The sequence below is a fragment of the Faecalibacterium sp. An122 genome (assembly GCF_002160895.1).
Classification (GTDB): domain Bacteria; phylum Bacillota; class Clostridia; order Oscillospirales; family Ruminococcaceae; genus Faecalibacterium.
Genome location: NZ_NFLL01000019.1, coordinates 20,282 through 42,359 on the forward strand (window position 1 = coordinate 20,282; position 22,078 = coordinate 42,359).

General features: G+C 62.2%; 23 protein-coding genes. 3 read left to right on the forward strand and 20 right to left on the reverse strand.

What is annotated here, in order from left to right; all coding sequences use genetic code 11:
• Positions 1–11: 11 nt before the first annotated feature.
• Positions 12–1,106, forward strand: coding sequence for a DUF3048 domain-containing protein (locus B5E67_RS10910; RefSeq protein ID WP_158098882.1), 1,095 nt, complete (start codon positions 12–14; stop codon positions 1,104–1,106).
• A 111-nt stretch (positions 1,107–1,217) separates the two neighbouring features.
• Here the strand turns inward: B5E67_RS10910 and B5E67_RS10915 are convergent, their stop codons facing one another.
• Positions 1,218–1,892, reverse strand: a complete 675-nt coding sequence (locus B5E67_RS10915) for a histidine phosphatase family protein (RefSeq protein WP_087248444.1) — start codon at positions 1,890–1,892, stop codon at positions 1,218–1,220.
• A 288-nt stretch (positions 1,893–2,180) separates the two neighbouring features.
• On the opposite strand from B5E67_RS10915, the gene B5E67_RS10920 reads away from it, so the two are divergent.
• Positions 2,181–2,885 (forward strand): helix-turn-helix transcriptional regulator, encoded by a 705-nt coding sequence (locus B5E67_RS10920; protein ID WP_087385320.1) that lies wholly within the window; start codon positions 2,181–2,183, stop codon positions 2,883–2,885.
• A 54-nt stretch (positions 2,886–2,939) separates the two neighbouring features.
• Here the strand turns inward: B5E67_RS10920 and B5E67_RS10925 are convergent, their stop codons facing one another.
• The 3 genes from B5E67_RS10925 to trpS form a co-directional block, all read right to left on the reverse strand.
• The gene (locus tag B5E67_RS10925; RefSeq protein ID WP_087385321.1) at positions 2,940–3,881 is read right to left on the reverse strand and encodes an alpha/beta hydrolase; all 942 of its coding nucleotides are present in this window, start codon (positions 3,879–3,881) and stop codon (positions 2,940–2,942) included.
• Entirely contained in the window at positions 3,878–4,177 is a 300-nt protein-coding gene (locus tag B5E67_RS10930; protein ID WP_087248447.1) for an AbrB/MazE/SpoVT family DNA-binding domain-containing protein, read from the reverse strand. Before B5E67_RS10930 ends, B5E67_RS10925 begins: the two co-directional genes overlap by 4 nt.
• 321 nt (positions 4,178–4,498) lie before the next feature.
• A complete protein-coding gene (gene trpS, locus B5E67_RS10935; RefSeq protein ID WP_087366281.1) occupies positions 4,499–5,509 on the reverse strand; it encodes a tryptophan--tRNA ligase in 1,011 nt (336 codons plus the stop codon).
• Positions 5,510–6,084: 575 nt separating this feature from the next.
• Between trpS and B5E67_RS10940 the strand changes: the two genes are divergently transcribed.
• Positions 6,085–6,720, forward strand: coding sequence for a phosphoribosyltransferase (locus tag B5E67_RS10940; protein ID WP_087248451.1), 636 nt, complete (start codon positions 6,085–6,087; stop codon positions 6,718–6,720).
• Positions 6,721–6,833: 113 nt separating this feature from the next.
• On the opposite strand, the gene B5E67_RS10945 is transcribed toward B5E67_RS10940, so the two are convergent.
• The 16 genes from B5E67_RS10945 to B5E67_RS11020 form a co-directional block, all read right to left on the reverse strand.
• Complete coding sequence (locus B5E67_RS10945) at positions 6,834–7,436, reverse strand: hypothetical protein (protein WP_087385322.1); 603 nt, start codon at positions 7,434–7,436, stop codon at positions 6,834–6,836.
• A 107-nt stretch (positions 7,437–7,543) separates the two neighbouring features.
• Complete coding sequence (locus B5E67_RS10950; RefSeq protein WP_087385323.1) at positions 7,544–8,173, reverse strand: hypothetical protein; 630 nt, start codon at positions 8,171–8,173, stop codon at positions 7,544–7,546.
• A gap of 69 nt (positions 8,174–8,242) precedes the next feature.
• On the reverse strand, positions 8,243–8,725 hold the full coding sequence (locus B5E67_RS10955) for a hypothetical protein (protein ID WP_143405418.1): 483 nt from the start codon (positions 8,723–8,725) through the stop codon (positions 8,243–8,245).
• 391 nt (positions 8,726–9,116) lie between these two features.
• On the reverse strand, positions 9,117–10,496 hold the full coding sequence (locus B5E67_RS10960) for an MATE family efflux transporter (protein WP_087385325.1): 1,380 nt from the start codon (positions 10,494–10,496) through the stop codon (positions 9,117–9,119).
• 261 nt (positions 10,497–10,757) lie between these two features.
• Positions 10,758–11,582: a histidinol-phosphatase gene (locus B5E67_RS10965; RefSeq protein WP_087385340.1), complete on the reverse strand. Its 825-nt coding sequence runs from the start codon at positions 11,580–11,582 to the stop codon at positions 10,758–10,760.
• An 8-nt stretch (positions 11,583–11,590) separates the two neighbouring features.
• Positions 11,591–12,226, reverse strand: coding sequence for a bifunctional phosphoribosyl-AMP cyclohydrolase/phosphoribosyl-ATP diphosphatase HisIE (gene hisIE, locus B5E67_RS10970; protein WP_087248461.1), 636 nt, complete (start codon positions 12,224–12,226; stop codon positions 11,591–11,593).
• Positions 12,227–12,290: 64 nt separating this feature from the next.
• A complete protein-coding gene (gene hisF / locus B5E67_RS10975) occupies positions 12,291–13,046 on the reverse strand; it encodes an imidazole glycerol phosphate synthase subunit HisF (RefSeq protein ID WP_087385326.1) in 756 nt (251 codons plus the stop codon).
• A gap of 6 nt (positions 13,047–13,052) precedes the next feature.
• Positions 13,053–13,778: a 1-(5-phosphoribosyl)-5-[(5-phosphoribosylamino)methylideneamino]imidazole-4-carboxamide isomerase gene (gene hisA / locus B5E67_RS10980; RefSeq protein ID WP_087385327.1), complete on the reverse strand. Its 726-nt coding sequence runs from the start codon at positions 13,776–13,778 to the stop codon at positions 13,053–13,055.
• Positions 13,779–13,805: 27 nt separating this feature from the next.
• Entirely contained in the window at positions 13,806–14,414 is a 609-nt protein-coding gene (gene hisH / locus B5E67_RS10985; RefSeq protein ID WP_087248467.1) for an imidazole glycerol phosphate synthase subunit HisH, read from the reverse strand.
• A complete protein-coding gene (hisB, locus tag B5E67_RS10990) occupies positions 14,411–15,001 on the reverse strand; it encodes an imidazoleglycerol-phosphate dehydratase HisB (RefSeq protein ID WP_087248469.1) in 591 nt (196 codons plus the stop codon). The genes hisH and hisB overlap by 4 nt, the downstream gene beginning before the upstream one ends.
• A gap of 43 nt (positions 15,002–15,044) precedes the next feature.
• Entirely contained in the window at positions 15,045–16,106 is a 1,062-nt protein-coding gene (gene hisC, locus B5E67_RS10995; protein ID WP_087385328.1) for a histidinol-phosphate transaminase, read from the reverse strand.
• Entirely contained in the window at positions 16,103–17,398 is a 1,296-nt protein-coding gene (gene hisD, locus B5E67_RS11000) for a histidinol dehydrogenase (RefSeq protein ID WP_087385329.1), read from the reverse strand. Before hisD ends, hisC begins: the two co-directional genes overlap by 4 nt.
• Complete coding sequence (gene hisG / locus B5E67_RS11005; protein ID WP_087385330.1) at positions 17,395–19,005, reverse strand: ATP phosphoribosyltransferase; 1,611 nt, start codon at positions 19,003–19,005, stop codon at positions 17,395–17,397. The genes hisD and hisG overlap by 4 nt, the downstream gene beginning before the upstream one ends.
• 183 nt (positions 19,006–19,188) lie before the next feature.
• Positions 19,189–19,518 carry a hypothetical protein gene (locus B5E67_RS11010; RefSeq protein ID WP_087385331.1) on the reverse strand — a complete coding sequence of 110 codons (330 nt, stop codon included), beginning with the start codon at positions 19,516–19,518 and terminating at the stop codon, positions 19,189–19,191.
• 165 nt (positions 19,519–19,683) lie between these two features.
• Positions 19,684–20,646: an outer membrane insertion C- signal gene (locus tag B5E67_RS11015; protein WP_087385332.1), complete on the reverse strand. Its 963-nt coding sequence runs from the start codon at positions 20,644–20,646 to the stop codon at positions 19,684–19,686.
• A gap of 64 nt (positions 20,647–20,710) precedes the next feature.
• Positions 20,711–22,012 carry a GTP-binding protein gene (locus tag B5E67_RS11020; RefSeq protein ID WP_087385333.1) on the reverse strand — a complete coding sequence of 434 codons (1,302 nt, stop codon included), beginning with the start codon at positions 22,010–22,012 and terminating at the stop codon, positions 20,711–20,713.
• Between the last annotated feature and the right edge of the window lie 66 nt (positions 22,013–22,078).

A 22,078-nucleotide genomic window follows, 5' to 3' on the forward strand; every position in this document is an offset into this window, starting at 1 on the left:
GGATTTTCGCCATGAAGAAACACACTCTGGCATGGGCGGCCCTCTGTTTTTCAGTGCTGATGCTGACCGGCTGCGCCCTGTTTGCCCAGCAGAGCCGCTCTGCCGCGGAAGAGGATACCCTTGCCCTAGATCCTCTCACCGGCGAGGCTGCCCGCTGGCCCGGCCAGCGGCCGGCCGCCGTCTTTATTGACAACGGCCCGGAGGCCAGCCGTCAATGGGGCATCGGGGAGGCATCGGTGGTCTTTGAGGCCCTCACCGAGGGGGAAAACGCCACCAGCCTCTGTCTGGTCTACCCTTCCCTGGAGGCGGTTCCCAAGACGGGGCCGGTGGCCCAGGGGCGGGACCTCTATCTCCAGCTTCTGGCCTGCCAGCAGGTAATCCCCATTCAGCGCGGCGCCACCGTCTACGCGGCCAATTTCGAGGATTATTACGAGGTTCTCCCTCTGGACGCTCTTTCCCTGGGGATCAAGGGCTTCACCTATGAGGGGGTCTGGGGCCAGCCCGACCAGATCAGCTGGACCACCAGCGGCGCCGACCTGCTGCCTCTGGCAGACAGCGCCGGGGTTTCCCTCCATGTACAGCCCAAGACCGACCCGGCGTCCGCCGACAGCGACGCTTCCGTCGGAGAATCCACCGCCAAGCTGCCCCCGCTCCTTCCCTTCGGCGAGACCGCCAACGGCAAGGAGGGCGCTTCCTCGGTGGAACTGATCTTTTCTCCCTCCAGCTCCACCCACTTCACCTACGACGAGGGCACCGGCCAGTACCTGATGGCCCGGTCGGACGGGTCCCCTCAGACCGACGCCAACACCAGCACCCAGGCGGGTTTTGACAACCTGCTGATTCTCTACAGCGCCCCCTCCCTGCGGGACGACGGCTATTGCTGGGGATACGATCTGACCATGGGCGCCGGGGTATACCTGAACGGCGGATCGGTATGGAGCATCCTCTGGATGCCCGGGGTGGACTCCACCCTCGCCATCTACAATTCGGACGGCACCGCCCTGAACATCCATCCCGGCACCAGCTACATCGCCCTCATGGGCAGCGTAGCCGGCCAGGAAGTCATCCTGCGGGACAGCCAGGGCACCGAGATGACCGCCAACTGATCCCCCTTCTGCACCAGCAAATCAAAAACGCCGCCCTCTGCCGGACAGGCAGGGAGCGGCGCTTTCTTTTTTGACGATACAGGAGCGCAGGGCGCTCCCTTTGGCCCGGTTTTACCGGTAGGATTCGTTTTCCTCGGTCTCGGCCTGGCCCCGCAGGGTGTCGGCATAGCCGTAGGGCACGATGTCGATGGCCTCCACCATCCGGTCCCGCATCCACAGCTGGACGTCGGTCTGGACGGTATAGCCGCAGCCGGGGTCGGCCATCCACTGTTCGGGGCGGCGGCTGGGCAGGGCGTGCTGGGACAGCATGCTGACGATGACGCCGCCATGGGTGACGCAGGCGGCCTCGGTGACGTCCATCCGGATCATATACTCAAACAGTTTCAGGAGGGACTCGCCGCACCGCCGGTGGAAATCCGCCGTGGGCTCAGCCCCCTCAGGGGTGAAGCCGGAGCCGGGGGTGATCCAGCGGGAGAAATCCGGGTCCTTCACCAGCTCTTTCACCGGGCGGTTCTCAAACACGCCGAAATGAGCCTCCCGCAGGTCGTGGACGGTAAACTGATGGGCCGCCCCCGGGAAAAGGATGTTCGCCGTCTCGACCGCCCGCAGCATCGGGGAGGAAAAGACGGTATCCACCTCCGGGTAAGTAAACCGCGCCTGCAGCTCGGCCAGCTGGGCCCGGCCCTCGTCGCACAGGGGCAGGTCGGTCCCGCCGCCGATGTACCGACCCTCCAGATTGCCGGCGGTCAGGCCGTGGCGGATCAGATGCAGCTTAAAGGTCTTCATGCAAACAACGCACCTCTTTCGTACCAGAGCCCCGCGCTCCAAAAAAATTTTGCGCCCGCGGCGCGCCGCAGACACAAGATAGGCGGGGAATATGGTTAAGTGTATCATATATCTGGTGGCAGGGCAAGTCTTTTGACAAAAACGACGAAAAATCACGCAAAACATCGGCGATTTTTTCCTTTACAAGTCGTTTTCCCTTGTGTATAATCAACATGTTGTTGAAAGAAAGGTAAAAAGGGCTTTTTTCGTCGGCTATGCGGAAACCATCAAAGCCCGGGAGGATCATTCATGGAATTCAACCGTATCATCAAGCTGCTGCGCACCGAGCGGGGCATCACCCAGAAACAGGCCGCGGAGGATCTGCATATTTCCCAGGCCCTTTTGTCCCACTATGAAAAAGGCATCCGGGAATGCGGCTTGGACTTTGTGGTCCGGGTTGCGGACTACTATGGGGTGTCCTGCGACTATCTGCTGGGCCGCAGCGCAGACCGCACCGGCGCCGTCCTGACGGCCGACGACATCCCCAATCCCGACAAGATGAAGGACAGCGTCTACCACGGCAGCGTTCTGCCCACCATGAACAAAAAGCTGATTTCCAACAGCCTGAACGTCCTCTACGCCAAGGTGGGCCAGTGCCACAACAAGGCCCTGGTCACCGAGATCAGCACCTACCTGATGATGTCGGTGTACAAGATGTTCCGTCTGCTGTACACCAGCGGCCCCCACAACTCGGCCAGCATGTTCAGCATCAGCGAGGGCCAGTGGAACGGCTATTCGGACGCCGTGATGCGGATGGCCGAGGCCAACGTCAACGTCCTGCTGTCGGGCGGCAGCATCAAGAATGGCGAGGGCCTGGACGACACCGAGCCCCTGGCCATGACCACCGAGAGCCTGACCCGGGAGTTCCCCCTCTATGCTTCCAGCCTGCTGAACCTGGTCAAGACCAGCGAGACCCGCATCCGCGGCCTCACCCCGCCGGACGAGAACAAGTAATCCTAAAAACACCAGCGCCCCCGCGTCAGTTAAAACGCGGGGGCGCTTTTTGCGTCAAGCCGGCAGATTGTTCTCGATAAAGGCGCCGATGTCCTCAAAGACTTCCTGGCGGTTCAGCTCCACCAGCAGCTCATGCCGGGCCCCGGGATAGAGTTTGACCTCCACCGACCGGACCCCCGCATCCCGGAGGCTCTGGGCCGCCTTGCGGACGCCGCGGCCCTTGTCTCCCACCGGGTCATCGTCTCCCGCCACAAACAGCAGGGGCAGGTCTTTGGGCACCTGGGCCAGCAGCTTTTTGTCGCACAGGCGGGCCAGGCCGGTGAACAGGCTGTGATAGCCGTTGAGGGTGAAGCGGAAGCTGCACCGCTCCTCGGCCAGGTAGCGGTCCACCTCGGCCTGGTCCCGGTTGAGCCAGTCTTTGGAGGTGCGGGCCGGCTCAAAGCTGCGGTTGTAGCTGCCAAAGGCCATGCCGTCCACCAGTTTGCTGCGGTAATGCCAGCCCTTGAAGGCCGCCATCAGGCGGCACAGGGCCCGGCCCGCCAGGACCACCATCCGGGGCTGCCAGCCGGTGCCCATCAGGATGGCGCCGGTCAGTTCCTCCCCGTGTTCGCAGAGGTACTGACGGGCGTAAAAGGAGCCCATGCTGTGGCCCATCAAAAACCATGGCAGTCCCTCCAGCTGGGGCAGAGCTTTGGCCCACCGGGTGACTCCATAGATATCGTCCAGCAGCAGACGGTTGCCGTCTGGCTCGCCGAAATAGCCGTATTCCTCCGGCGACGCCGCCGAGCCCCCGTGGCCCAGGTGGTCGTGGCCCACCGACGCAATCCCCCGCTGGGCCAGCCAGCGGGCCAGTTCCTCATACCGGCCGATGTACTCCACCATGCCGTGGGTCATCTGCAGCACCGCCCGGGGCCTGCCCTCAGGCAGGCAGACCATGACGTTGAGGCGGGCGCCGGGGCGGACCGAGGGAATCTTATAATACTGCACGCCGCTCACGGCTCCACACTCCCTTCCCCGACCATTTGCCCGGGCTGCAGGGAGGCAATCTTTGCGCAGCAGGCCGGGCAGATGCAGCAGCCTTCAAACACCACTGCGTGATCGTCCACCGCACCGCAGAAGGCGCAGGCCTTGGGCGGGATGTATTTGCGCATGACAATAGCACCGTTTTCCGCAAAGATCTCCACTTTGCTGTCGCCGGTCAGACCCATGGCGGTGCGCAGCTCCTTGGGCAAGACCACACGGCCCAGATTATCGATCCCGCGGACGATCCCGGTGCTCTTTTTTTTCTTCATGTCGTTCTCCTTTTTGCGCGATCATTCGCGACCTATCCCTTCAGAAAGGGACCGGGCGCCGACGCGGCGCAAACACCGGTTCTTTCCTGTTTTTTCCAGTATACAGGAAGGAACAGCATTCGTCAAGAATTCCGTCTTTGTTCGACAAGAAATACTTTCGGGCGGGGCGCTTTGCCGCCCCTTATGGAGAAAAAGAGCGAACCAAAGCGTTTTTCACCGCACAAAACCGCATCCCCTGCCGCAAAAGCGCAAAACGGCCCGCGCCGCGCCAAAACAGGGCGCAAACGCGGGCCGAAATGGGTTTCTTTCTGTCGGATTGGCTCACAGCTGGAGCAGGCCAACCTTGCGGTAGACCTTCTGGATCATGCGGTCGGCAATGCGGGAAGCTGCCGCTGCGCCCTCCTTCAGGACGCCGTCCACATAGGCCTTGTCGGCCAGGATGCGGGCGTATTCGCCCTGGATGGGGGCCAGGCCGTCGGCCACTGCCGCGCCCACGGCCTCCTTAAAGACGCCGTAGCCCTGGCCGTCAAACTCCCGCTCCACTTCCTCGATGCTCTTGCCGGTGAAGATGTGGTAAATGGCGATCAGGTTGGAGACACCGGGCTTGTTGGCGGGGTCGTACCGCACCACGCCGTCCGAGTCGGTCACCGCACGCTTGAACTTGCGGGTGATGGTGTCCCGGTCGTCGGTCAGCAGGATGAAGGCGTTGACGTTGGTGTCGCTCTTGCTCATCTTGTGGGTGGGATCGGCCAGGGACATGATCTTGGCGCCCTCCTTGGTCACATAGCCCTCGGGCAGGGTGAAGGTGGGGCTGTAGGCGTTGTTGAACCGCTGGGCCACGTTGCGGGCCAGCTCCAGATGCTGGGTCTGGTCCTGTCCCACCGGCACCAGGTCGGCGTTGTAAATCAGGATATCGGCGGCCATCAGGGCCGGATAGGTGAACAGGCCGCCGTTGACGTTGTCGGGGTGCTTGGCGCTCTTGTCCTTGAACTGGGTCATGCGGCTCAGCTCGCCGAACTGGGCATTGCAGCAGAGAATCCAGTTCAGCTGGGTGTGGGCCGGAACATGGCTCTGGACAAAGAGGATGCTCTGGGCCGGGTCGATGCCGGCGGCCAGCAGCATGGCGGCCGCCTCGCGGGTGTTGCGGCGGAGGGCCGCGGGGTCCTGGCGGACGGTCAGGGCGTGGAGGTCAGCCACCATATACAGGCAGTTGAACTGATCCTGAAGCTTGGCCCAGTTGCGGACTGCCCCGATATAATTGCCCAGGGTAAAGGTGCCGGTGGGCTGGATGCCCGACAAAATAACGCGTTTGCGCTCGCTCTGCTCGCTCATAAGAAAGCCTCCTGCAAATCAACTGTAAGGGAAATCTGCCCGGCGGACCGTCCCGGGGACCCGGGGCCGGGGTATTCCGGCCAACAAAAAAGTCCCTGACAAAGCCCGGCCTGCCGGTCTTGTCAAGGACGAATCAACATTGGATCCGCGGTGCCACCTTGCTTTGCGGCCCACTGGCCGCACCCTCTGACGGGATGCCAACACATCCCCGGCGCTGACGTGCGCCCTGCCGTCGCGGGATACCCAGGTCCTGTGCCCTTCCCCCGCGCCCTCGGCGGCCCATAGCGGCGCGCATCGGCCCGCCTGCTTTTCAGCTGCCGCAGGCTCTCTGATGGGAATGCTGTCGCCGCATCTTCCGCTTCATCGGTTTGTACATTAGACTATAGCACGTTTGCCATGCCCTGTCAAGGGCCCGCCGCCGACAGTATATTAACCTGAATTTTTTCCTAAAATTTGTGAATTTTGTGTATTGTGTGCAAAAGTTTTTCCCGCTAAAATAGGGATATGTAAGACAGGTCTGCAGGCTGCCCCAGGGGCCGGCCCTGCGCAAAAAACAGACAGGAGGGATTTCAAACATGATGAATCTGGTCAAGCTGCCCACCAAGAACAAGCGGATGTTCCTGCGCGTCGCCAAAGGGCACTTCGCCACCAGCCACAGCCACATCAACTATTACATCGATGTGACCATGCAAAAGACCCGCCTGTCCGAGGCCGCCGAGGCCGCCCGGGAGCTGGTCCATATGTACAAGACCACCACCATCGTGGACACGGTTCTGTGTCTGGACGGCACCCAGGTCATCGGCACCTGTCTGGCCAACGAGCTGACCAAAGACGGTTTCCGCAACATGAACGCCCATCAGACCGTCTACATCATCACCCCCGAGTACACCACCGGCAGCCAGATCATCCTGCGGGACAACATCATCCCCATGGTGCGCGGCAAGCACGTGCTGATTCTGGCCGCCTCCCTCACCACCGGCTACACCGCCAAGGCCGCCATGGAAGCGGTGGAGTATTACGGCGGCCAGGTGGCGGGCCTGTCGGCCATCTTTGCCACCACCCATGAGTTCATGGGCATGCAGGTCAACTCCATCTTTGACCCCAACAACCTGCCCGACTACACCAGCTATGAGTCCCGCGACTGCCCCATGTGCAAGGCGGGCCAGCCCATTGACGCGCTGGTGAACAGCTTCGGCTATTCGTCCCTGTAACATTGCCCTTACCTGGACCGCGGACTGCTTTCCCCTCTCAGCAGCCGCGGTCTTTTTGTGTCCATCAAAAAGCCCCGGCATATTTTGCCGGGGCTTTGGATCACAGATTCAGCTCAGAGTTTATCCACCACGATTTCAATGGAAATCAGCCAATACACCGTTTCATCCTTTGTTTTTAAGGTCTTTCCGCTTACGTTGTAGGTGCACTTGCCGCCGATTTGTTCGACAATCGGGTCAAGCTGTTCGCTCACACTCAAAACCGCAACCGCTGCAACTTTTTCAGCGGTATCGATGGGCGCAATCGCTCCTGCCTGTGTTGTACTGACCGAATAATTTGTCTGCGTGTTGACAACCGAAGCAATCCAGTCTGCACTGATTCCTGCTTCCAGCTCGCTCTCTGTCAGCACAAAGGAAGCCCCTTTTCGATTGGAGCCGCTCTTATAGTTTCTGACACCAATCAGATAGGAGTGGAGGCTCTCGCCATTTTTTCCCATACCGCCCTGTTCCATCAGTGCAATGGTTTCATCCATAGCAGCATTCAATTCTGCATCACTGGAAACACGGACTTTACTGTCTGCTTCTTTTATCAGACTATTTACGCTGGATGTATTCAGCGAGCTGCGTCCTGCGCTGCCTGTGCCGCCGCATCCAGTCAGCATACCAACTGCCATCACAGCCGACAGCGCCAGGGCCATCCATTTCTTTGCTTTCATCATCCTTACACCTCATTTCCGGAGCATCCCGCGCTCCCGGTTTCATTTGCGGATTTTCAGGCGAAAAACCCCCGGCTGGGCCGGGGGCGACTGCATCGTTGCATCAGACTTTAGGAAGCCATCTTGATCTGTGCGGCAAAAACCCAATATACCGTGCCGTCCGGTGCAGTTGCTTTTGTGCCGCTCACATTGTAAGTCATACGAATGTGGTTATCAGTGATATCCGACAACAGGCCCAGGGTGCCATCCACTGCCAGAACCAGAGTCGCTGCATATTTTTCAGGGGTGTTGATGGGTGCCATAGCCGTCACTTTGCTGCTATTTGCCCCAATGTAAGAAGCCAAGCCGCCAGCGCCTGTATTGGTTTTCAGCTGATTTTCCTCAACCACCGAGGTCAGACCAAAGGTCACACTGGGACCAACAATGCCCAATCCGCCCAGGATCTGATTCAAAATGCTGCTGGCAATGCTCTGTGCTGTCCAGCCCATGGAATTGCGGACACTACGGTCAAACGAACTAATCGAACCGGTGGAAACAATTTCACGCGCCGCATTGCGCACCGCATTATTCAGGGTGCTGTCGCTGCTCACGGTGATATCACTGCCCACATCTTCCAGCAGATTGTTTACCTGGCTGGTGCTCACCGAGCCGCTGACACCGCCGCTGCCTCCGCAGCCGGTCAGCACACTGACGGCCATCACTGCGGCCAGAGCCAGCGCTACAAACTTTTTCATCTTCATACTTGTTACACCTCGTTTCATTCTGTCGGGATCTTGTAAAACAGTCTTTCAAACAGGCAGGGCAGCCTGTCACGAACCCTTGGTCATCACAAACAACAGCATTTCTTCCCCGTCCCGGGTGGTAAACGAGGCTACAGCCGCCGCGTAGGCATTGCCGTGGCCCTCTTGATACAGCTGCTGGGCAAAAGACGCCGCCGTCTGTTCGTGGCGGTTGGGGTTTCCCCAGGGGCTGTTGGGCCAATAGGAGCTGTCATACACGCTGCAGATCAGGGGAGGCGTTCCGATTTCCCGCGCAATCTGGCTGCGGACGGCAGCAGGCTCCGGGTCAGGGCGCTGGGCGCCCTCCAGGTTCTGGGCCGCCTGTTCCACCGCCTGATTCAGGGCGTCCTGTTCGGTCACGGTGATGTTCAGCCCATCCTTCTGCAGAATATCCTGAATCACATCCTTGTTCAGATGGATGAGTCCACTTTGGGCTCCCAGTCCGCACCCGCTCAGCAGGCAAACCGCCAGAACCGCCGTCAAAAGCAGCGAAAGCCATCGTCTGTGTCTCATAGCAGCGTTCCTTTCTGTTGACAGGAGGGAAAATCACCTTCCGAACGATTGGAAAAAATTTCCTCCATTAGTTTAAACGTACCATATTCAAGTTATATTGTCAACAACTTTACTTCACTACCAACAAAAATACAACCGATTTTAAAAAACAAAGCCCCCGGCGGACAAGCCGCCGGGGGTATATAGCAAGGGTCCGTAATAAGCATTTCAGAGGCCGCCGGTGCGGAACGCCGCAGGCGGACGGGCCCGGAGCGGAACCATTCTGCGCAGACTGTGCATCTTGCCTCGGTTCGCTCCAGTTATGCGGACATCATATCACATTTTTCACAGATTGTCAACGATTTCAGACCATTTTGTCCGTCCGGTGCGCACTGCTTTTTGTGACCGGCGATCAGCCGCGGTCTGCCCTGCTGCCCCGGATGTAGGGGTCATGCCAATAGCTCCAAACCAGCTGCGCGCACATAAAGCACCAGATCACCGGCTCGCAGAGGATCACGGCATTGTAGCCGAACCGGGGGATGAAGTAGAGCATGAACAGAATCTTGCCCACCAGCTCGATGCCGCTGGAAATCAGAGGCAGGATCTTCTGGCCCAGGCTCTGCAGGGCATAGCGGGTGGCCAGCAGGACACCCAGCACCGAATAGAAGGGCGCGGTCCACTGCAGGTAGCGGGCGCCGTTTTCCAGGACCACCGACTCGCTGGAGCCCGAAATCAGACCCACCAGGTCGCCGGCCCACAGCCACATCAGGACGGTCATGACCACGGCGGTGCCCAGGCCAAACAGCCAGATCTGCCGCATTCCCTTGCGGATGCGGTCGGCCTTGTCGGCGCCCCGGTTCTGGGAGACGAAGGTGGAACCGGCGGTGGCCATGGCGATGACCGGCATATCGGTGATGGTAAACAGCTTGCGGGCGGCGGTATGGCCGGCAATCACCAGGGTTCCCAGGCCATTGATGCCGTACTGAAGGATCACCGAGCCCGCCGACACAATGCTGCTCATCAGGCCCATGGACAGGCCCTGGGTCACCAGTTCCCGGTAGAGGCCCTTCTCAATGGAGAAGTGTTCCCGGCCGGGGACCAGGTGTTTGGCCCACTTGTAGATGTAGACGAAGCAGAGCACCACCGACACGGCCTGTGCCAGAACGGTGGCCAGGGCCGCGCCCCGGACCCCCATTCCCAGCCCGGCCACAAACCAGTAGTCCAGAGCCACGTTGAGGCAGGAGGAGAAAATCAGGAACACCAGAGGCATCACGCTGTTGCCCACCGCCCGCAGCAGGGCGGCGCACAGGTTGTACATGAACATGACCACCACATACTGGGCGATGGGGCGGATGTAACTGTAGGCCTCCTCGATGATCTCGGCCGGGGTGTCCAGCGCCACCAGCAGGGGGTGCAGGAACAGCAGGCCCACCAGGGTGATGAGGGCCGAGAACACCAGACCAATGACCAGCGAGCCGGCCACCGTCTTTTTCACCTTGTTGTAGTCCTCTGCGCCGTAGGCCCGGGCGGTGACGATGGCCAGGCCGTTGCCGATGCCCAGGCCGAAGCCCACCAGAAGCTCATAAATCGACCCGCAGGCGCCCACCGCCGCCAGGGAGGTATCTCCCAGGATGTTGCCCACGATCATGGTGTCGGCGGCGTTGTACAGCTGCTGGAACAGGTTGGAAATAAAAATGGGAATGGCGAACACCAGCAGATTGCGGAAGATGGGCCCGTGAATCAGGTCCACCCGCCGGCCTCTGGATCGCCCCAGGGTTTGTGTTTTATCCATTGCGCCTCCTGTTTGTTTGTGCAGACATCAAGACACGGCTCCCGCATAGGCGGAAGCCGTGGGCGTGCCCTGCGGCACGCTCTAGGGGACAAAATTTTACGGCAAACCGCGCACTCAGCCCTTGGCCTCGCACACAATTTGCCATAAAATTTCCCTGTAGGTGTCCGGACTGTACGCGCATGTCGTCCAGTCCGGACATTTTCTACCATTTGGCGGCTCCCACATAGGCGGAAGCCGCGTTTTGTTGTCTGTTGAATTGGATCAGATTTCCTCGGTCTCAAAGCCGGCGCCGGTCAGAACCTGCACGCTGGTGAAACCTGCCGCCTTGATCTGGCGGGCGGCCTCCTCATAGCCGTAGGTCAGGCCGTCCACCGAGTGGGCGTCGGCGGTGATGATGACCTTGCCGCCCATCCGGTTCCACTCCTTGAGCATCCACTCGCTGGGGTAGAAATCATCCCGGTAGCCGCGGAAGACGCCGCCGGTGTTCACTTCCAGTACACAGCCGGCCGAACGGGCTGCCTCCAGGGCGCCCAGAGCAGCGGCGCGGTAGCGGTCGCAGTTCTCGTCGAAGAATTCGCCGTCCCGGTTCAGCTTCTTGATCAGGTCGATGTGACCCAGAATGTCGGGCTTCTGGGCGGCCACTTCGGCCACCGAGCGGAAATAGGCCTCGGCGGCGGCCAGGCCGTCCCCGCCGAAGTCCGCATCAATGCAGGCCTGCAGGTCCTGCTTGCGGAAATCGATCTCATAGTAGCGGTCGGTGTTGGCCCCGTGGAGATAATGCACGCTGCCGATCCAGTAGTCGTACCCGATGCGCTTGTCGTCCGAGAACTGGTCCCACTCCAGACCGCAGAGGATATCCACCTTGCCCTTGTACTCTGCCTTCAGCTTTGCGATAGTGGCCTTGTACTGGGCCGTGCGGCGGGGGCTCATGCAATATTCCCGGTCGCAGGGGGTATGGCTGTGCCCCGTGAAGCCCAGCGTTGTCAGGCCCTGCGCGCAGGCGGCGGAGGCCATCTCCTGCAGGGTATTTTTTCCGTCGCACAGCGTCGAGTGGCAGTGGACGCTGGATTTCATGAAGTTTGCCATAGCCTTGCTCACTGCATCCTTTCCTGTTTGACCTTATGGTCAATGACGTGTCGTTTTTCCAGCTCACGGGTGATGTCCTCCACCGTGATGCCGGCCTGTACCATCAGCACCAGAACATGATAGGCAAGGTCGCTGATCTCATAGACCGTCTCAGCCTTGTCTTCCTTTTCTCCGGCGATGATGACCTCGGTGCACTCTTCGCCCACCTTTTTGAGGATTTTTTCTTTGCCCTTTTCAAACAGGTAGGTGGTATAACTGCCCTCCTGGGGGTGGGTCTTGCGGCCCTTGATCAACTGATACAGCCCCTGCCAGCTGAACTGCTTGAGCTCATCGCTGACATAGACCGGGTTGAAAAAGCAGCTCTCGGCGCCAGTATGACAGGCCGGGCCGCTCTTGACCACTTCCACCACCAGAGCGTCGGCGTCGCAGTCGGCGGTGATGGACACCACCCGCTGCACATTGCCGCTGGTTTCCCCCTTCCGCCAGATCTCCTGGCGGCTGCGGCTCCAGAACACCGTCCGCCCCTCCGCAATGGTCAGCGCGAGGGTTTCTGCATTCATGTATGCCAGGGTCAGCACCTCTTTGGTGTAGTGATCCTGCACGATGGCCGGGATCAGGCCCTGGCTGTCAAATTTCAGTTCCATACTCTCTCCTGCCCGTAAATGGGCCATTAACAGTTTATCGTATTCCGGCCCGATATGCAAGGGGTCAGAGGCGCATTTCCACACCATTTTTTGCAAGATATTCTTTCAGCTCCCGGATGGTGAGCAGTTTCTGGTGGAAAATTCCGGCCGCCAGGCCGGCGTCGATCCCCTTGTGGCGGAACAGTTTCAAAAAATCTTCCTTTTTTCCGGCGCCCCCCGAGGCGATGATGGGCACGTTCACCCGGTCGCTGACGGCATCCAGCATTTCCAGGTCAAAGCCGCCCCGCACCCCGTCGGTGTCGATGCTGTTGAGGCAGATCTCCCCCGCGCCGTTGGCGGCGCACTCGGCGATCCATTCCAGAGCATCCCGGCCGGTATCCTCCCGGCCGCCCTTGGCAAAGACCCGGAACTGTCCGTCCACCCGCTTGACGTCGGCGGACAGCACCACGCACTGGCTGCCGTACCGCTGCGCCGCCGCCGGGATAAGGCCGGGGTCCTTCAGGGCTCCCGAGTTCACCGACACCTTGTCGGCGCCGCATTTCAGCACCCGGTCAAAGTCCTCCAGGGTGTTGATGCCGCCCCCCACCGTCAGGGGAATGAAAATCTCGCTGGCCACCCGGGTCAGAATGTCGGTAAAGAGGGCCCGGCCCTCAAAGCTGGCGGTGATGTCGTAAAACACCAGTTCGTCGGCTCCGGCGGCGTTGTACATCCGGGCCATCTCCACCGGGTCGGCCACATCCCGTATCCCCTCAAAGTTGACCCCCTTCACCACCCGTCCGTTGCGCACGTCCAGGCAGGGAATGATCCGCTTGGTAATCATAGGCGTTTATCCTTTCTTTTCGCACCGGCGGACACAGGCGGCCAGGTCCAGCGCTCCGGCATAAAGGCTTTTGCCCAGAATGGCCGCCGCCGTTCCCATCTGGTCCAAAGCTTCCAGCTCTTCCATCCGGCTGATGCCGCCGCTGGCGGTCACCGCCAGGCCGGGCAGAGTCTGGCGCAGACGCCGGTACAGGTCCAGGTTGGTCCCCTGCATGGCGCCGTCCCGGGCGATGTCGGTGCAGATGACGGCGGTGCAGCCCGCCTCATACAGCCGGCGGCAGAAGTCCAGGCCGTCCACGTCGCTGACTTCCTTCCAGCCGTGGATGGCCACCCGGCCGTCCTTCATATCCACCCCCACCGCCAGCCGGTCCCCATAGGTTTGGAGCATCCGGGCGGTGAAATCGAAGTCGGTGACGGCCACGCTGCCCAGAATGCAGCGGCCCACACCCAGTTCCAGATACTGTTGGATCCGCTCCTGGGTGCGGATGCCGCCCCCCACCTCGATGTAGAGGCCGCCCTGCTGCGCAATGGCCCGGATGGCCTCGAAATTCACCGGGGCGCCGTCCTTGGCGCCGTCCAGATCCACCAGGTGGAGGCAGCTGGCCCCCGCCTGACGGAATGCCTCGGCCTGGGCGCAGGGGTCGGCCCCGTAAACCGTCATGCGGTCGTAGTCCCCCTGGGTCAGGCGGACCACCTGGCCGCCCCGCAGGTCAATGGCCGGAAAAATCTTCATGGTGTCCCCTCCTTTGTGGTTGCCGGCTCACAGCCCGGCAAAGGCTTTCAGCAGCCGCAGGCCGGTGTCCCCGCTTTTTTCGGGGTGGAACTGGGTGCCGTACACCAGCCCCGACCGCACCACCCCGGTGACCGGGATGGAATAATCGCTGACCGCCAGGGTGCTGGCGGCGCAGTCCTTGGCGTAGTAGCTGTGGACGTAGTAGACGTACTCCCCTTCCTTCACATACCGGAACAGGGGGTCGTCCCGCAGGATGTGGAGGGCGTTCCAGCCGATCTGGGGCACCTTGAGGGCCGGGTCGGCCAGGTCGGGTTCCAGGGGGCAGACCGTCCCCGGCACCAGGCCCAGGCCGGGATGCTCTCCATATTCATAGCTCTTGTCAAACAAAAGCTGCATTCCCAGACAGATGCCCAGCAGGGGTTTGCGGGCTGCCTCGGCCTTCACCACCGGCACCAGGCCGGCGGCGGTCAGCTTTTCCATGGCGTCCCCAAAGGCCCCCACCCCGGGCAGAATCACCCGGTCGGCGGCCCGAATCACGGCGGGGTCGGCGGTGACCACCGCCTCCAGCCCCAGACTTTTCAGGCTGGAACGGAGGCTGAACAGGTTCCCCACCCCGTAATCAATCACGGCAATCATACCAGCAGTCCTTTCGTTGAGGGGATTTCATCCCGGTGGGCCTGGTCCACCCGGACGGCGGCCGCCAGAGCCCGGGCGGCTCCCTTGTAGCAGGCCTCCAGAATGTGGTGGCTGTTCTCGCCCGCGAACTGGACGAAGTGGAGGGTGGCGGGGACGCTGCGGGCAAAGCCCAGCCAGAACTCCTTGACGCACTCCACGTCAAAATCCCCCACCTTCTCGGTGGGGCAGGTCACCGACCAGTTCAGGGTGCACCGGCCCGACAGGTCCACCGCGCAGAGGACCAGAGCCTCGTCCATGGGCAGATAGAAGCTGCCGTACCGCTGAATCCCCCGCATATCCCCCAGACCCTTGCGGAAGGCCTGGCCCAGGGCGATGCCGATGTCCTCGGCGGTGTGGTGATAGTCCACCTCCACGTCCCCGTGGCAGGTGAGGACCAGGTCAAACCGGCCGTGCCGGGCGAACAGTTCCAGCATATGGTTCAGAAACCCGCAGCCGGTGTCCACCTGATAAATCCCCGCCCCGTCCAGATCCAGGGTCAGCTCGATCTGGGTCTCGGCGGTGTTGCGTTCCACTCGTACTTCCCGCATGGTGTCGTCCTCCCTCGTTGTGTTGACGGGCCGGCAGGCCCTCTCACGGCCCGCCCAGAATCTCGTCCAGCCGGGCCATCAGGATTTCCATTTGTTCCAGGGTGCCCACCGTAATCCGCAGCCAGTCCGACGTGCGGGGCCCGCTGAAGTGGCGGACCAGCACTCCCTTGTCCCTCAGCGCCTGATACAGGGCACCGCCCTCCATCCGGTCGGTGCGGGCGAAAAGGAAGTTGGTGCGGCTGTCGGTGCGTTCAAAGCCCCGCCGGGCCAGCTGTTCCGCGGCCCAGGCCCGGGTCTCGCAGATCTGCTGGCGGGTCTCATTGAAATAGCAGGTGCTCTCCAGGGCCGCGATGCCGGCGGCCAGGGTCATCCGGTTGATGTTGTAGGGGTTGAGGCTGGAGCGGACCCGTTCCAGGTCGGCGATCAGCTCTTTGCAGCCCATGGCAAAACCCAGCCGGGCCCCCGCCATCTGGCGGGACTTGGAAAAGGTCTGGACCACCAGCAGGTTGTCATAGCTGTGGATGAGGGGCACGCAGCTCTCGGCCCCAAAGTCCACATAGGCCTCGTCCACAATCACCACGTTGTCGGGGTTGGCGGCGGCGATTTTGGCAATCTCCTCCGGCGGCAGGGCCAGGCCGGTGGGGGCGTTGGGGTTGGCGATGACGATGGTCTCCCCCCGGCCATAATATTTGGCCGGGTCCAGCCGGAAGTCCTCTTCCAGCGGGATCACGTCCTCCGGGATGTGGAGCAGCCCGCACCAGACGGCGTAACAGCCATAGGTCACATCGGCGTGGGCCAGCGGGTGGGTCTCGTCGCAGAAGGCCCGCAGGGCAAAGAACAGGTTTTCATCGCTGCCGTTCCCCGCCATCACCTCGTCGGGGTCGATGCCGTAATACCGGGCGGCGGCCTGGCGCAGGGCGGTGCAGGCCGGGTCGGGATACAGCTGCAGCCGGCCGGTCTCGGCCTGAATGGCCTCCACCACCGCCGTGGCGGGGGGATAAGGGCTCTCGTTGGTGTTCAGTTTGATGTAGGACCGGTCCTGCGGCTGTTCCCCGGGGGTGTACGGCTTCAGGCTGGTCAGGGTCGGGCTGAGATAACGGCTCACTGGGACGCGCCCCCTTCTTGGTCATAGCGGATGGTCACGCTGCGGGCGTGGGCGTGGAGGCCCTCTTTTTCCGCAAAGGCGGCGATCCGGTCCTTGACGGCCCCCAGGGCCTCCCGGGTGTAATAGATGAAGCTGGACCGCTTGACGAAGTCGTCCACCCCCAGCGGGCTGGAAAACCGTGCGGTGCCGCTGGTGGGCAGGGTGTGGTTGGGCCCGGCGAAGTAGTCGCCCAGCGCCTCGGGGACGTTCCGGCCCAGGAAGATGCTGCCGGCGTTCTTGATCTTGCCCAGCACCGCAAAGGGGTCCTCCACGCAGACTTCCAGGTGCTCGGGGGCGATGATGTTGCAGACCTCAATGGCCTTGCCCAGGTCCTGGCAGACGATGATCTTGCCGTTGTCGTCCACGCTGGCCCGGGCAATGGCCGCCCGGGGCAGCTGGGGGATCTGGACTTCCAGCTCGGCCTGAACCGCTTTGGCCAGGGCCTCGCTGTCGGTGACCAGCACCGGGCTGGCCAGCTTGTCGTGTTCGGCCTGGCTCAGCAGGTCGGCCGCCACCCAGGCGGGATTGCAGCCGCCGTCGGCCAGCACCAGGATTTCACTGGGGCCGGCGATCATGTCGATGCCCACCTTGCCGTAGACCATCCGCTTGGCGGTGGCCACATAGACGTTGCCGGGGCCCACAATCTTATCCACCGCCGGCACGCTCTGGGTACCGTAAGCCAGGGCCGCCACCGCCTGGGCGCCGCCGGTCTTGAAAATCCGGGTGACCCCCGCCACGCTGGCGGCGGCCAGAATGGCCGGATTCACCTTGCCGTCCTTCCCGGCGGGGGTGGTCATGACGATTTCGGGCACTCCCGCCACCTTGGCGGGAATCACATCCATCAGGACGGTGGAGGGATAGGCGGCGGTGCCCCCCGGCACATAGACGCCGGCCCGCTCCACCGGGGTGTACTTCTGGCCCAGAATGACCCCATCCTGCTCGGTCATCACAAAGTTATCGTGGAGCTGGCGGCGGTGAAAGGCCTCGATGTTGGCCGCCGCCATCCGCAGCGTCTGGAGAAAATCCGGGTCGGCGGCGGCCAGGGCCTCCTCCATCTCGGCAGGGGTCACTTCCAGGGCGTCCAGGTCGGCCCCGTCGAACTTCTTGGCGTAATCCCGCAGGGCATCGTCCCCCCGGGCCCGCACATCGGCGATGATGGCCTCCACCACCGCCTCCACGTCTTTTTCCGCCCGCAGGTCCCGGTTGAGGATCTGATCGGGGGTCAAATCTTCCAGACGGTACAGCTGAATCATCTTGTTTCCTCCTTCTGGCGGCGGGCCAGGGCCCCGCGCAGCTGTTCCAGCATCCGGTCGGCCGACCGGCGCTTGAACTGATAGCTGGATTTATTGGCAATCACCCGGGCCGAAATGGGCATGAACTCGGTCACCACCGCCAGCCCGTTCTCCCGCAGGGTGGTGCCGGTCTCCACGATGTCCACAATCACGTCGGACAGCCCCAGAATGGGGGCCAGCTCGATGGAGCCGTTGAGCTTAATGATCTCGATATCCCGGCCCAGGGAGGCGTAATACTCCTTGGCGATCCGGGGGAACTTGGTGGCCACCCGAATGGGACGGCCGGGGTCGTCCCGATAGCCCGCCGGGGCGGCCACGCACATCCGGCACTTTCCCAGCCCGGTGTCCAGCAGCTCATAGACGTCGGCCTCGGCCTCCGACAGGATATCCTTGCCCACAATGCCGATGTCGGCGGTGCCGTGTTCCACATAGATGGCCACGTCGCTGGGTTTCACCAGGAAGCACCGCACCCCGGCGGCCCGGTCCTCCACCACCAGCTTGCGGGAGGCGTTGTAGTCCTCGGGGGTGATGCAGCCGCCGGCGGCCAGCAGGTTATAGACCTTGTCGCCCAGGCGGCCCTTGGGCAGGGCCACATTCAGCAGGCCCTCGCCGGTTTCCTGCACCGGGGGCGGCGGGGCGGCGAGGCGATCCAGCTCATCCAGATACACCGCAAAGCCGATGGCCCCCACCCCGGGGGTGAACTTCCGGGCCAGCAGGTCGTACCGGCCGCCCTTCAGCACCGGGCGGGGCGCTCCCCGCAGGTAGCCCTGCACAATCAGGCCGTTGTAATACTCCATCTCCCCCGAGAGGCTCAGGTCAATCTGGAGGCTCTGGCCCTCGGCGGCCAGCTGGCTTTCCAGGGCCCGCAGCTGGGCCACCGCCTCCTCCATGGCCGGGTTCCGGCAGGCGGCCGCGGCCCGTTCCAGCACCTGGGAGGCCGGGCCGCAGAGGGTCAGCAATTCCTGCAGGGCCCTGGCCCCTTCTTCCTCCAGGCCGGCGGCCCGGGCGGTGGCAGCCAGCTCATGGCTGTTTCGGGCCCGCAGCCGGGCCAGAATCCCCTGCCGGGCGCTCTCGGGCACCTTGAAGGCGTCCAGCAGCCCCGACAGATAGCCCATGTGGCCCACTTCCAGCTGCCAGGCCGAACCCATGGCGTCGGACAGCAGGGCCAGGGACCGGACCGCCAGGCTCACGGCCTCGCCGGTCTCGGCCTGCCCCACCTGACCAATATATTCCAGGCCCATCTGGGCAATTTCCTTGAAGGTATGGCTCTCCGCCGAGGGGCGGTAGACGTTCTCACTGTAATAGAACCGTTTGGTCTCCCCCGGCGCCGGCTGGGCGCTCTTGGCAATCGAGAGGGTGACGTCCGGCTTCAGAGCCAGCAGGCGGCCGTCCAAATCGGTAAAGGTGATGACCTGCCGCGAGGCCAGAAAGGTCTGGTTCTCCTGGTACAGGGCGTATTCTTCAAACTGGCCCATATGGTACTTGCGGCAGCCCGCCGCTTCGTACAGGGCGCGCAGTCCAAAGGAGGCCCGCTCCTTGGGCTGCAGGAGGGAAAGTTCAAATTCCATGGCAGCAGTTCCCTTTCTTCCGGATAACCTTGGGTGGATATGGGTCTATTATACTTTACTACACTATCATTGTAAAGTAGCAATGTACCAGCTTTCCGCCGGGTTTCCGGGGCGGTTTCCGGGCGATTTGCACAGCTGTCAAACCAAAAAGGGGCGCACCGGTTTCCCGGTGCGCCCCATGGCTCATTGTGCGTCTTTCTCCTCGGCCTCGTCTGCAGCGGGCTCAGCCGGCTCCGCTTCGGCCTCCGCGGCCGGTTCTTGGGCGGCGGTTTCGATCTCTGCCTCGGCGGCCTTGCGGATGGCCTCGGCGTGGGCCTTGCCGGCGGCCACCCCTGCCTCATAGGCTGCGGCGGTCTTGTCAGCGGTTTCCTTGTCGGTCTCGGCGTCCTCCGCCAGGTCCACCGTCACCTGGACGGGGAACTTTTTGCCCATTTTCTTGGCCAGGACGGCGGCGCCCAGGCCCGCAGCGGCCACAGCGGTCACCGCGCCCAACAGTTGAAACAAAGCTCTCATTTGCAAACCCTCCTATGCATTGGCATGCGGTCTTGGGGGCCCGGCCCCCCGACCTTTATCGTTGACCGGCCGTCCGGCCGGCAAACAGGACTTGTCCCCAGCCTGCGGCATCAAGCCGCAGCGGATCTGCAAAACGCCGGCAGCGCGGCTGCGGGGCAGATGCCGTCAGGAGAAGGCGACCACGTCGTTGAGGGGCTTGTGGGCCGGCTCCACCGAGGTGGCACTGAGAACGGGGCCCTTGCCCCGGTAGATGTTGTGGAACTTATAGCTCACCCGGGCGGTGACGGTGACCCAGCTGCGCTGTTCCAGGGCCTTGTAGCCGTCGTAGCTGCAGGGGAAGCCCACAAACTGGATGTCCTGCACGCAGCAGGTCATGGCGAAACGGCCGGGCACAAAGCTGTTTTTGCCGGCCCGGTTGGTCTGGCAGACCTGGGCCAGGAAGCGGACGGTCTTGCCCACGTACTTCTGGGGGTCCTCCTGGCAGTCCATATACCAGATGCCGAAGTCGTCGTCCCCGATCTCGATGATCGGCGCCTCGATGTCGAAGGGCAGCGGGTCGGGGATGTCGTCGTAGGCCACGCTGCCGTCGGCGAACTCATAGGCGATGTCGCACCGGCGGGAAGCCTGGCGCACCAGACGGTGCAGCTCCTGGCGGGCCTCGTCGGTGTTGACCTTTTCGGCCCGGTTAAAGACAATCAGCTCGCTGCGGGCGATCTTGTCCAGCATCAGGCTCCGCATGGCATTGTCCCGGGCGTAGGTCAGGGCGGTGGTGCCGTCGGCGGTGGCGATGACCTGATAGATCAGCCAGTCATTGGGCAGGGCGTCGGCCAGGTCCTGCAGCAGCCACATGCCGTTGTACTCGATGACCACCCGGCCTGCGTCGGTCTCTTTGGCCAGGTTGGCCAGGTTCTGGGCGTTCAGCTCGGACTTGTCCTCCAGAACGCGGATGCTGGTGCCGGGGAAAGCGAATTTTTCGGGCTTGTACTCCTCTTCGCCTTCCTCGCAGACCAGCAGCAGGGTCTTGTCCCCCGAATCAAAGTTGGGGTCCTCAAACGTCTCCTGAATGAATTTGGTCTTGCCGCTCTCCAGGAAGCCCACAAACAGGTAGACGGGAATTTCCTTTGCCATAAACGAAACAATACTCCTTTTGGTGATGGGTCAAACAGGGGTCATGCCGCCGGGCGGCAGGCGCTCAGCAGCCGAACAGGGCTGCAATCCCCTTCTCGTCCAGCTTGGAACCGATGACCACCAGCTTGCCGCCCACGTCGGCGCTGCGGCTGCGGATCTCCCGCTCGCCGGGGACGTAATCGAACTCCAGCCAGCCGTCGGCGCCGCCGTTGACGATGCCCTTGGAGCGGAGGATCATGCCGTACTTGCCGCTCTCCAGCTCGTCCAGAGCCTGCTCGATGGCCGCACGGGAATAGGTGCGGGCCGTCTCGACGCCCCAGCTGGTAAAGACCTCGTCGGCGTCATGGCCGTGGTGGTGATGGTGGTGGCCGCAGCTGCAGGTGCCGTCCTCGTGGTGGTGATGCTCATGCTCCTCGTGGTCATGGTCATGGTCGTGATGGCAGCAGTGATCGTGCTCCTCATCTTCCTCATGCTCGTGCTCATGATCGTGGTCATGGCAGCAGCAGTGGTCGTGGTCCTCATCCTCGTGGTCGTGATGATGGTGATGATGCTCGTGCTCGTCGTCATCGTCCTCGCCGTCGTGGTGATGGTGATGATGCTCGTGCTCGTCCTCGTCGTCATCGTCCTCGCCGTCGTGGTGATGATGGCCGCAGCTGCAGACGCCGTTCTCATCGTAGTGGTGGTGATGGTGGTGCTCGTCCTCGTCCTCATCGGCATGGGCGGCGTTGGCCTCGGCAGCCATGGCCAGCAGCTGGGCCACAAAGTCGTCCTTCTCGGACATGGCCTTGAGGATCTGGTCGCCGGTCAGGTCGTCCCAGGGGGTGGTGACGATGGTGGCGGTGGGGTTCTTCTCCCGCAGCATGGCCACGGCGGCGGCCACCTTGTCGGGGTCGGCGGTGCCGGTGCGGCTCAGCAGGATGCAGCTGGCGTTGGACACCTGGTCGTTGTAGAACTCACCGAAGTTCTTCATATACAGCTTGACCTTGTTGACGTCGGCCACCGTCACAAAGCTGGACAGCTCCACGTCCAGATGCTCGGCCACAGCCTCCACGGCACGGGTCACGTCGGACAGCTTGCCCACGCCCGAGGGCTCGATGACGATGCGGTCGGGGTGGTACTGCTCCACCACCTTGCACAGGGCCTCGCGGAAGTCGCCCACCAGGGAGCAGCAGATGCAACCGGCGTTCAGCTCGTTGATCTTGATGCCCGACTCCTGCAGGAAACCGCCGTCGATGCCGATCTCGCCGAACTCATTCTCGATCAGCACCACCTGCTGGCCCTGGAAGGACTCACGAATCAGCTTCTTGATCAGGGTCGTCTTGCCTGCGCCCAGGAAGCCGGAAAAAATATCAATCTTGGTTGCCATGATGTTTATTGCCTCGTTTTCTTCTCACACAAAAATCGTTTGGGACATCGGAGGGGGTTCAGGGCC

Coding starts and splice junctions, on each gene's coding strand:
- B5E67_RS11010 (WP_087385331.1), bottom strand. CDS start 19,518: ATGAGAGCTTTGTTTCAACTGTTGGGCGCGGTGACCGCTGTGGCCGCT.
- B5E67_RS10930 (WP_087248447.1), bottom strand. CDS start 4,177: ATGAAGAAAAAAAAGAGCACCGGGATCGTCCGCGGGATCGATAATCTG.
- hisG (WP_087385330.1), bottom strand. CDS start 19,005: ATGGAATTTGAACTTTCCCTCCTGCAGCCCAAGGAGCGGGCCTCCTTT.
- B5E67_RS10955 (WP_143405418.1), bottom strand. CDS start 8,725: ATGAGACACAGACGATGGCTTTCGCTGCTTTTGACGGCGGTTCTGGCG.
- B5E67_RS10940 (WP_087248451.1), top strand. CDS start 6,085: ATGATGAATCTGGTCAAGCTGCCCACCAAGAACAAGCGGATGTTCCTG.
- hisA (WP_087385327.1), bottom strand. CDS start 13,778: ATGAAGATTTTTCCGGCCATTGACCTGCGGGGCGGCCAGGTGGTCCGC.
- hisF (WP_087385326.1), bottom strand. CDS start 13,046: ATGATTACCAAGCGGATCATTCCCTGCCTGGACGTGCGCAACGGACGG.
- hisH (WP_087248467.1), bottom strand. CDS start 14,414: ATGATTGCCGTGATTGATTACGGGGTGGGGAACCTGTTCAGCCTCCGT.
- hisD (WP_087385329.1), bottom strand. CDS start 17,398: ATGATTCAGCTGTACCGTCTGGAAGATTTGACCCCCGATCAGATCCTC.
- hisB (WP_087248469.1), bottom strand. CDS start 15,001: ATGCGGGAAGTACGAGTGGAACGCAACACCGCCGAGACCCAGATCGAG.
- trpS (WP_087366281.1), bottom strand. CDS start 5,509: ATGAGCGAGCAGAGCGAGCGCAAACGCGTTATTTTGTCGGGCATCCAG.
- hisIE (WP_087248461.1), bottom strand. CDS start 12,226: ATGGAACTGAAATTTGACAGCCAGGGCCTGATCCCGGCCATCGTGCAG.
- B5E67_RS11015 (WP_087385332.1), bottom strand. CDS start 20,646: ATGGCAAAGGAAATTCCCGTCTACCTGTTTGTGGGCTTCCTGGAGAGC.
- B5E67_RS10910 (WP_158098882.1), top strand. CDS start 12: ATGAAGAAACACACTCTGGCATGGGCGGCCCTCTGTTTTTCAGTGCTG.
- B5E67_RS11020 (WP_087385333.1), bottom strand. CDS start 22,012: ATGGCAACCAAGATTGATATTTTTTCCGGCTTCCTGGGCGCAGGCAAG.
- B5E67_RS10945 (WP_087385322.1), bottom strand. CDS start 7,436: ATGATGAAAGCAAAGAAATGGATGGCCCTGGCGCTGTCGGCTGTGATG.
- B5E67_RS10960 (WP_087385325.1), bottom strand. CDS start 10,496: ATGGATAAAACACAAACCCTGGGGCGATCCAGAGGCCGGCGGGTGGAC.
- B5E67_RS10950 (WP_087385323.1), bottom strand. CDS start 8,173: ATGAAGATGAAAAAGTTTGTAGCGCTGGCTCTGGCCGCAGTGATGGCC.
- B5E67_RS10920 (WP_087385320.1), top strand. CDS start 2,181: ATGGAATTCAACCGTATCATCAAGCTGCTGCGCACCGAGCGGGGCATC.
- B5E67_RS10915 (WP_087248444.1), bottom strand. CDS start 1,892: ATGAAGACCTTTAAGCTGCATCTGATCCGCCACGGCCTGACCGCCGGC.
- B5E67_RS10965 (WP_087385340.1), bottom strand. CDS start 11,582: ATGGCAAACTTCATGAAATCCAGCGTCCACTGCCACTCGACGCTGTGC.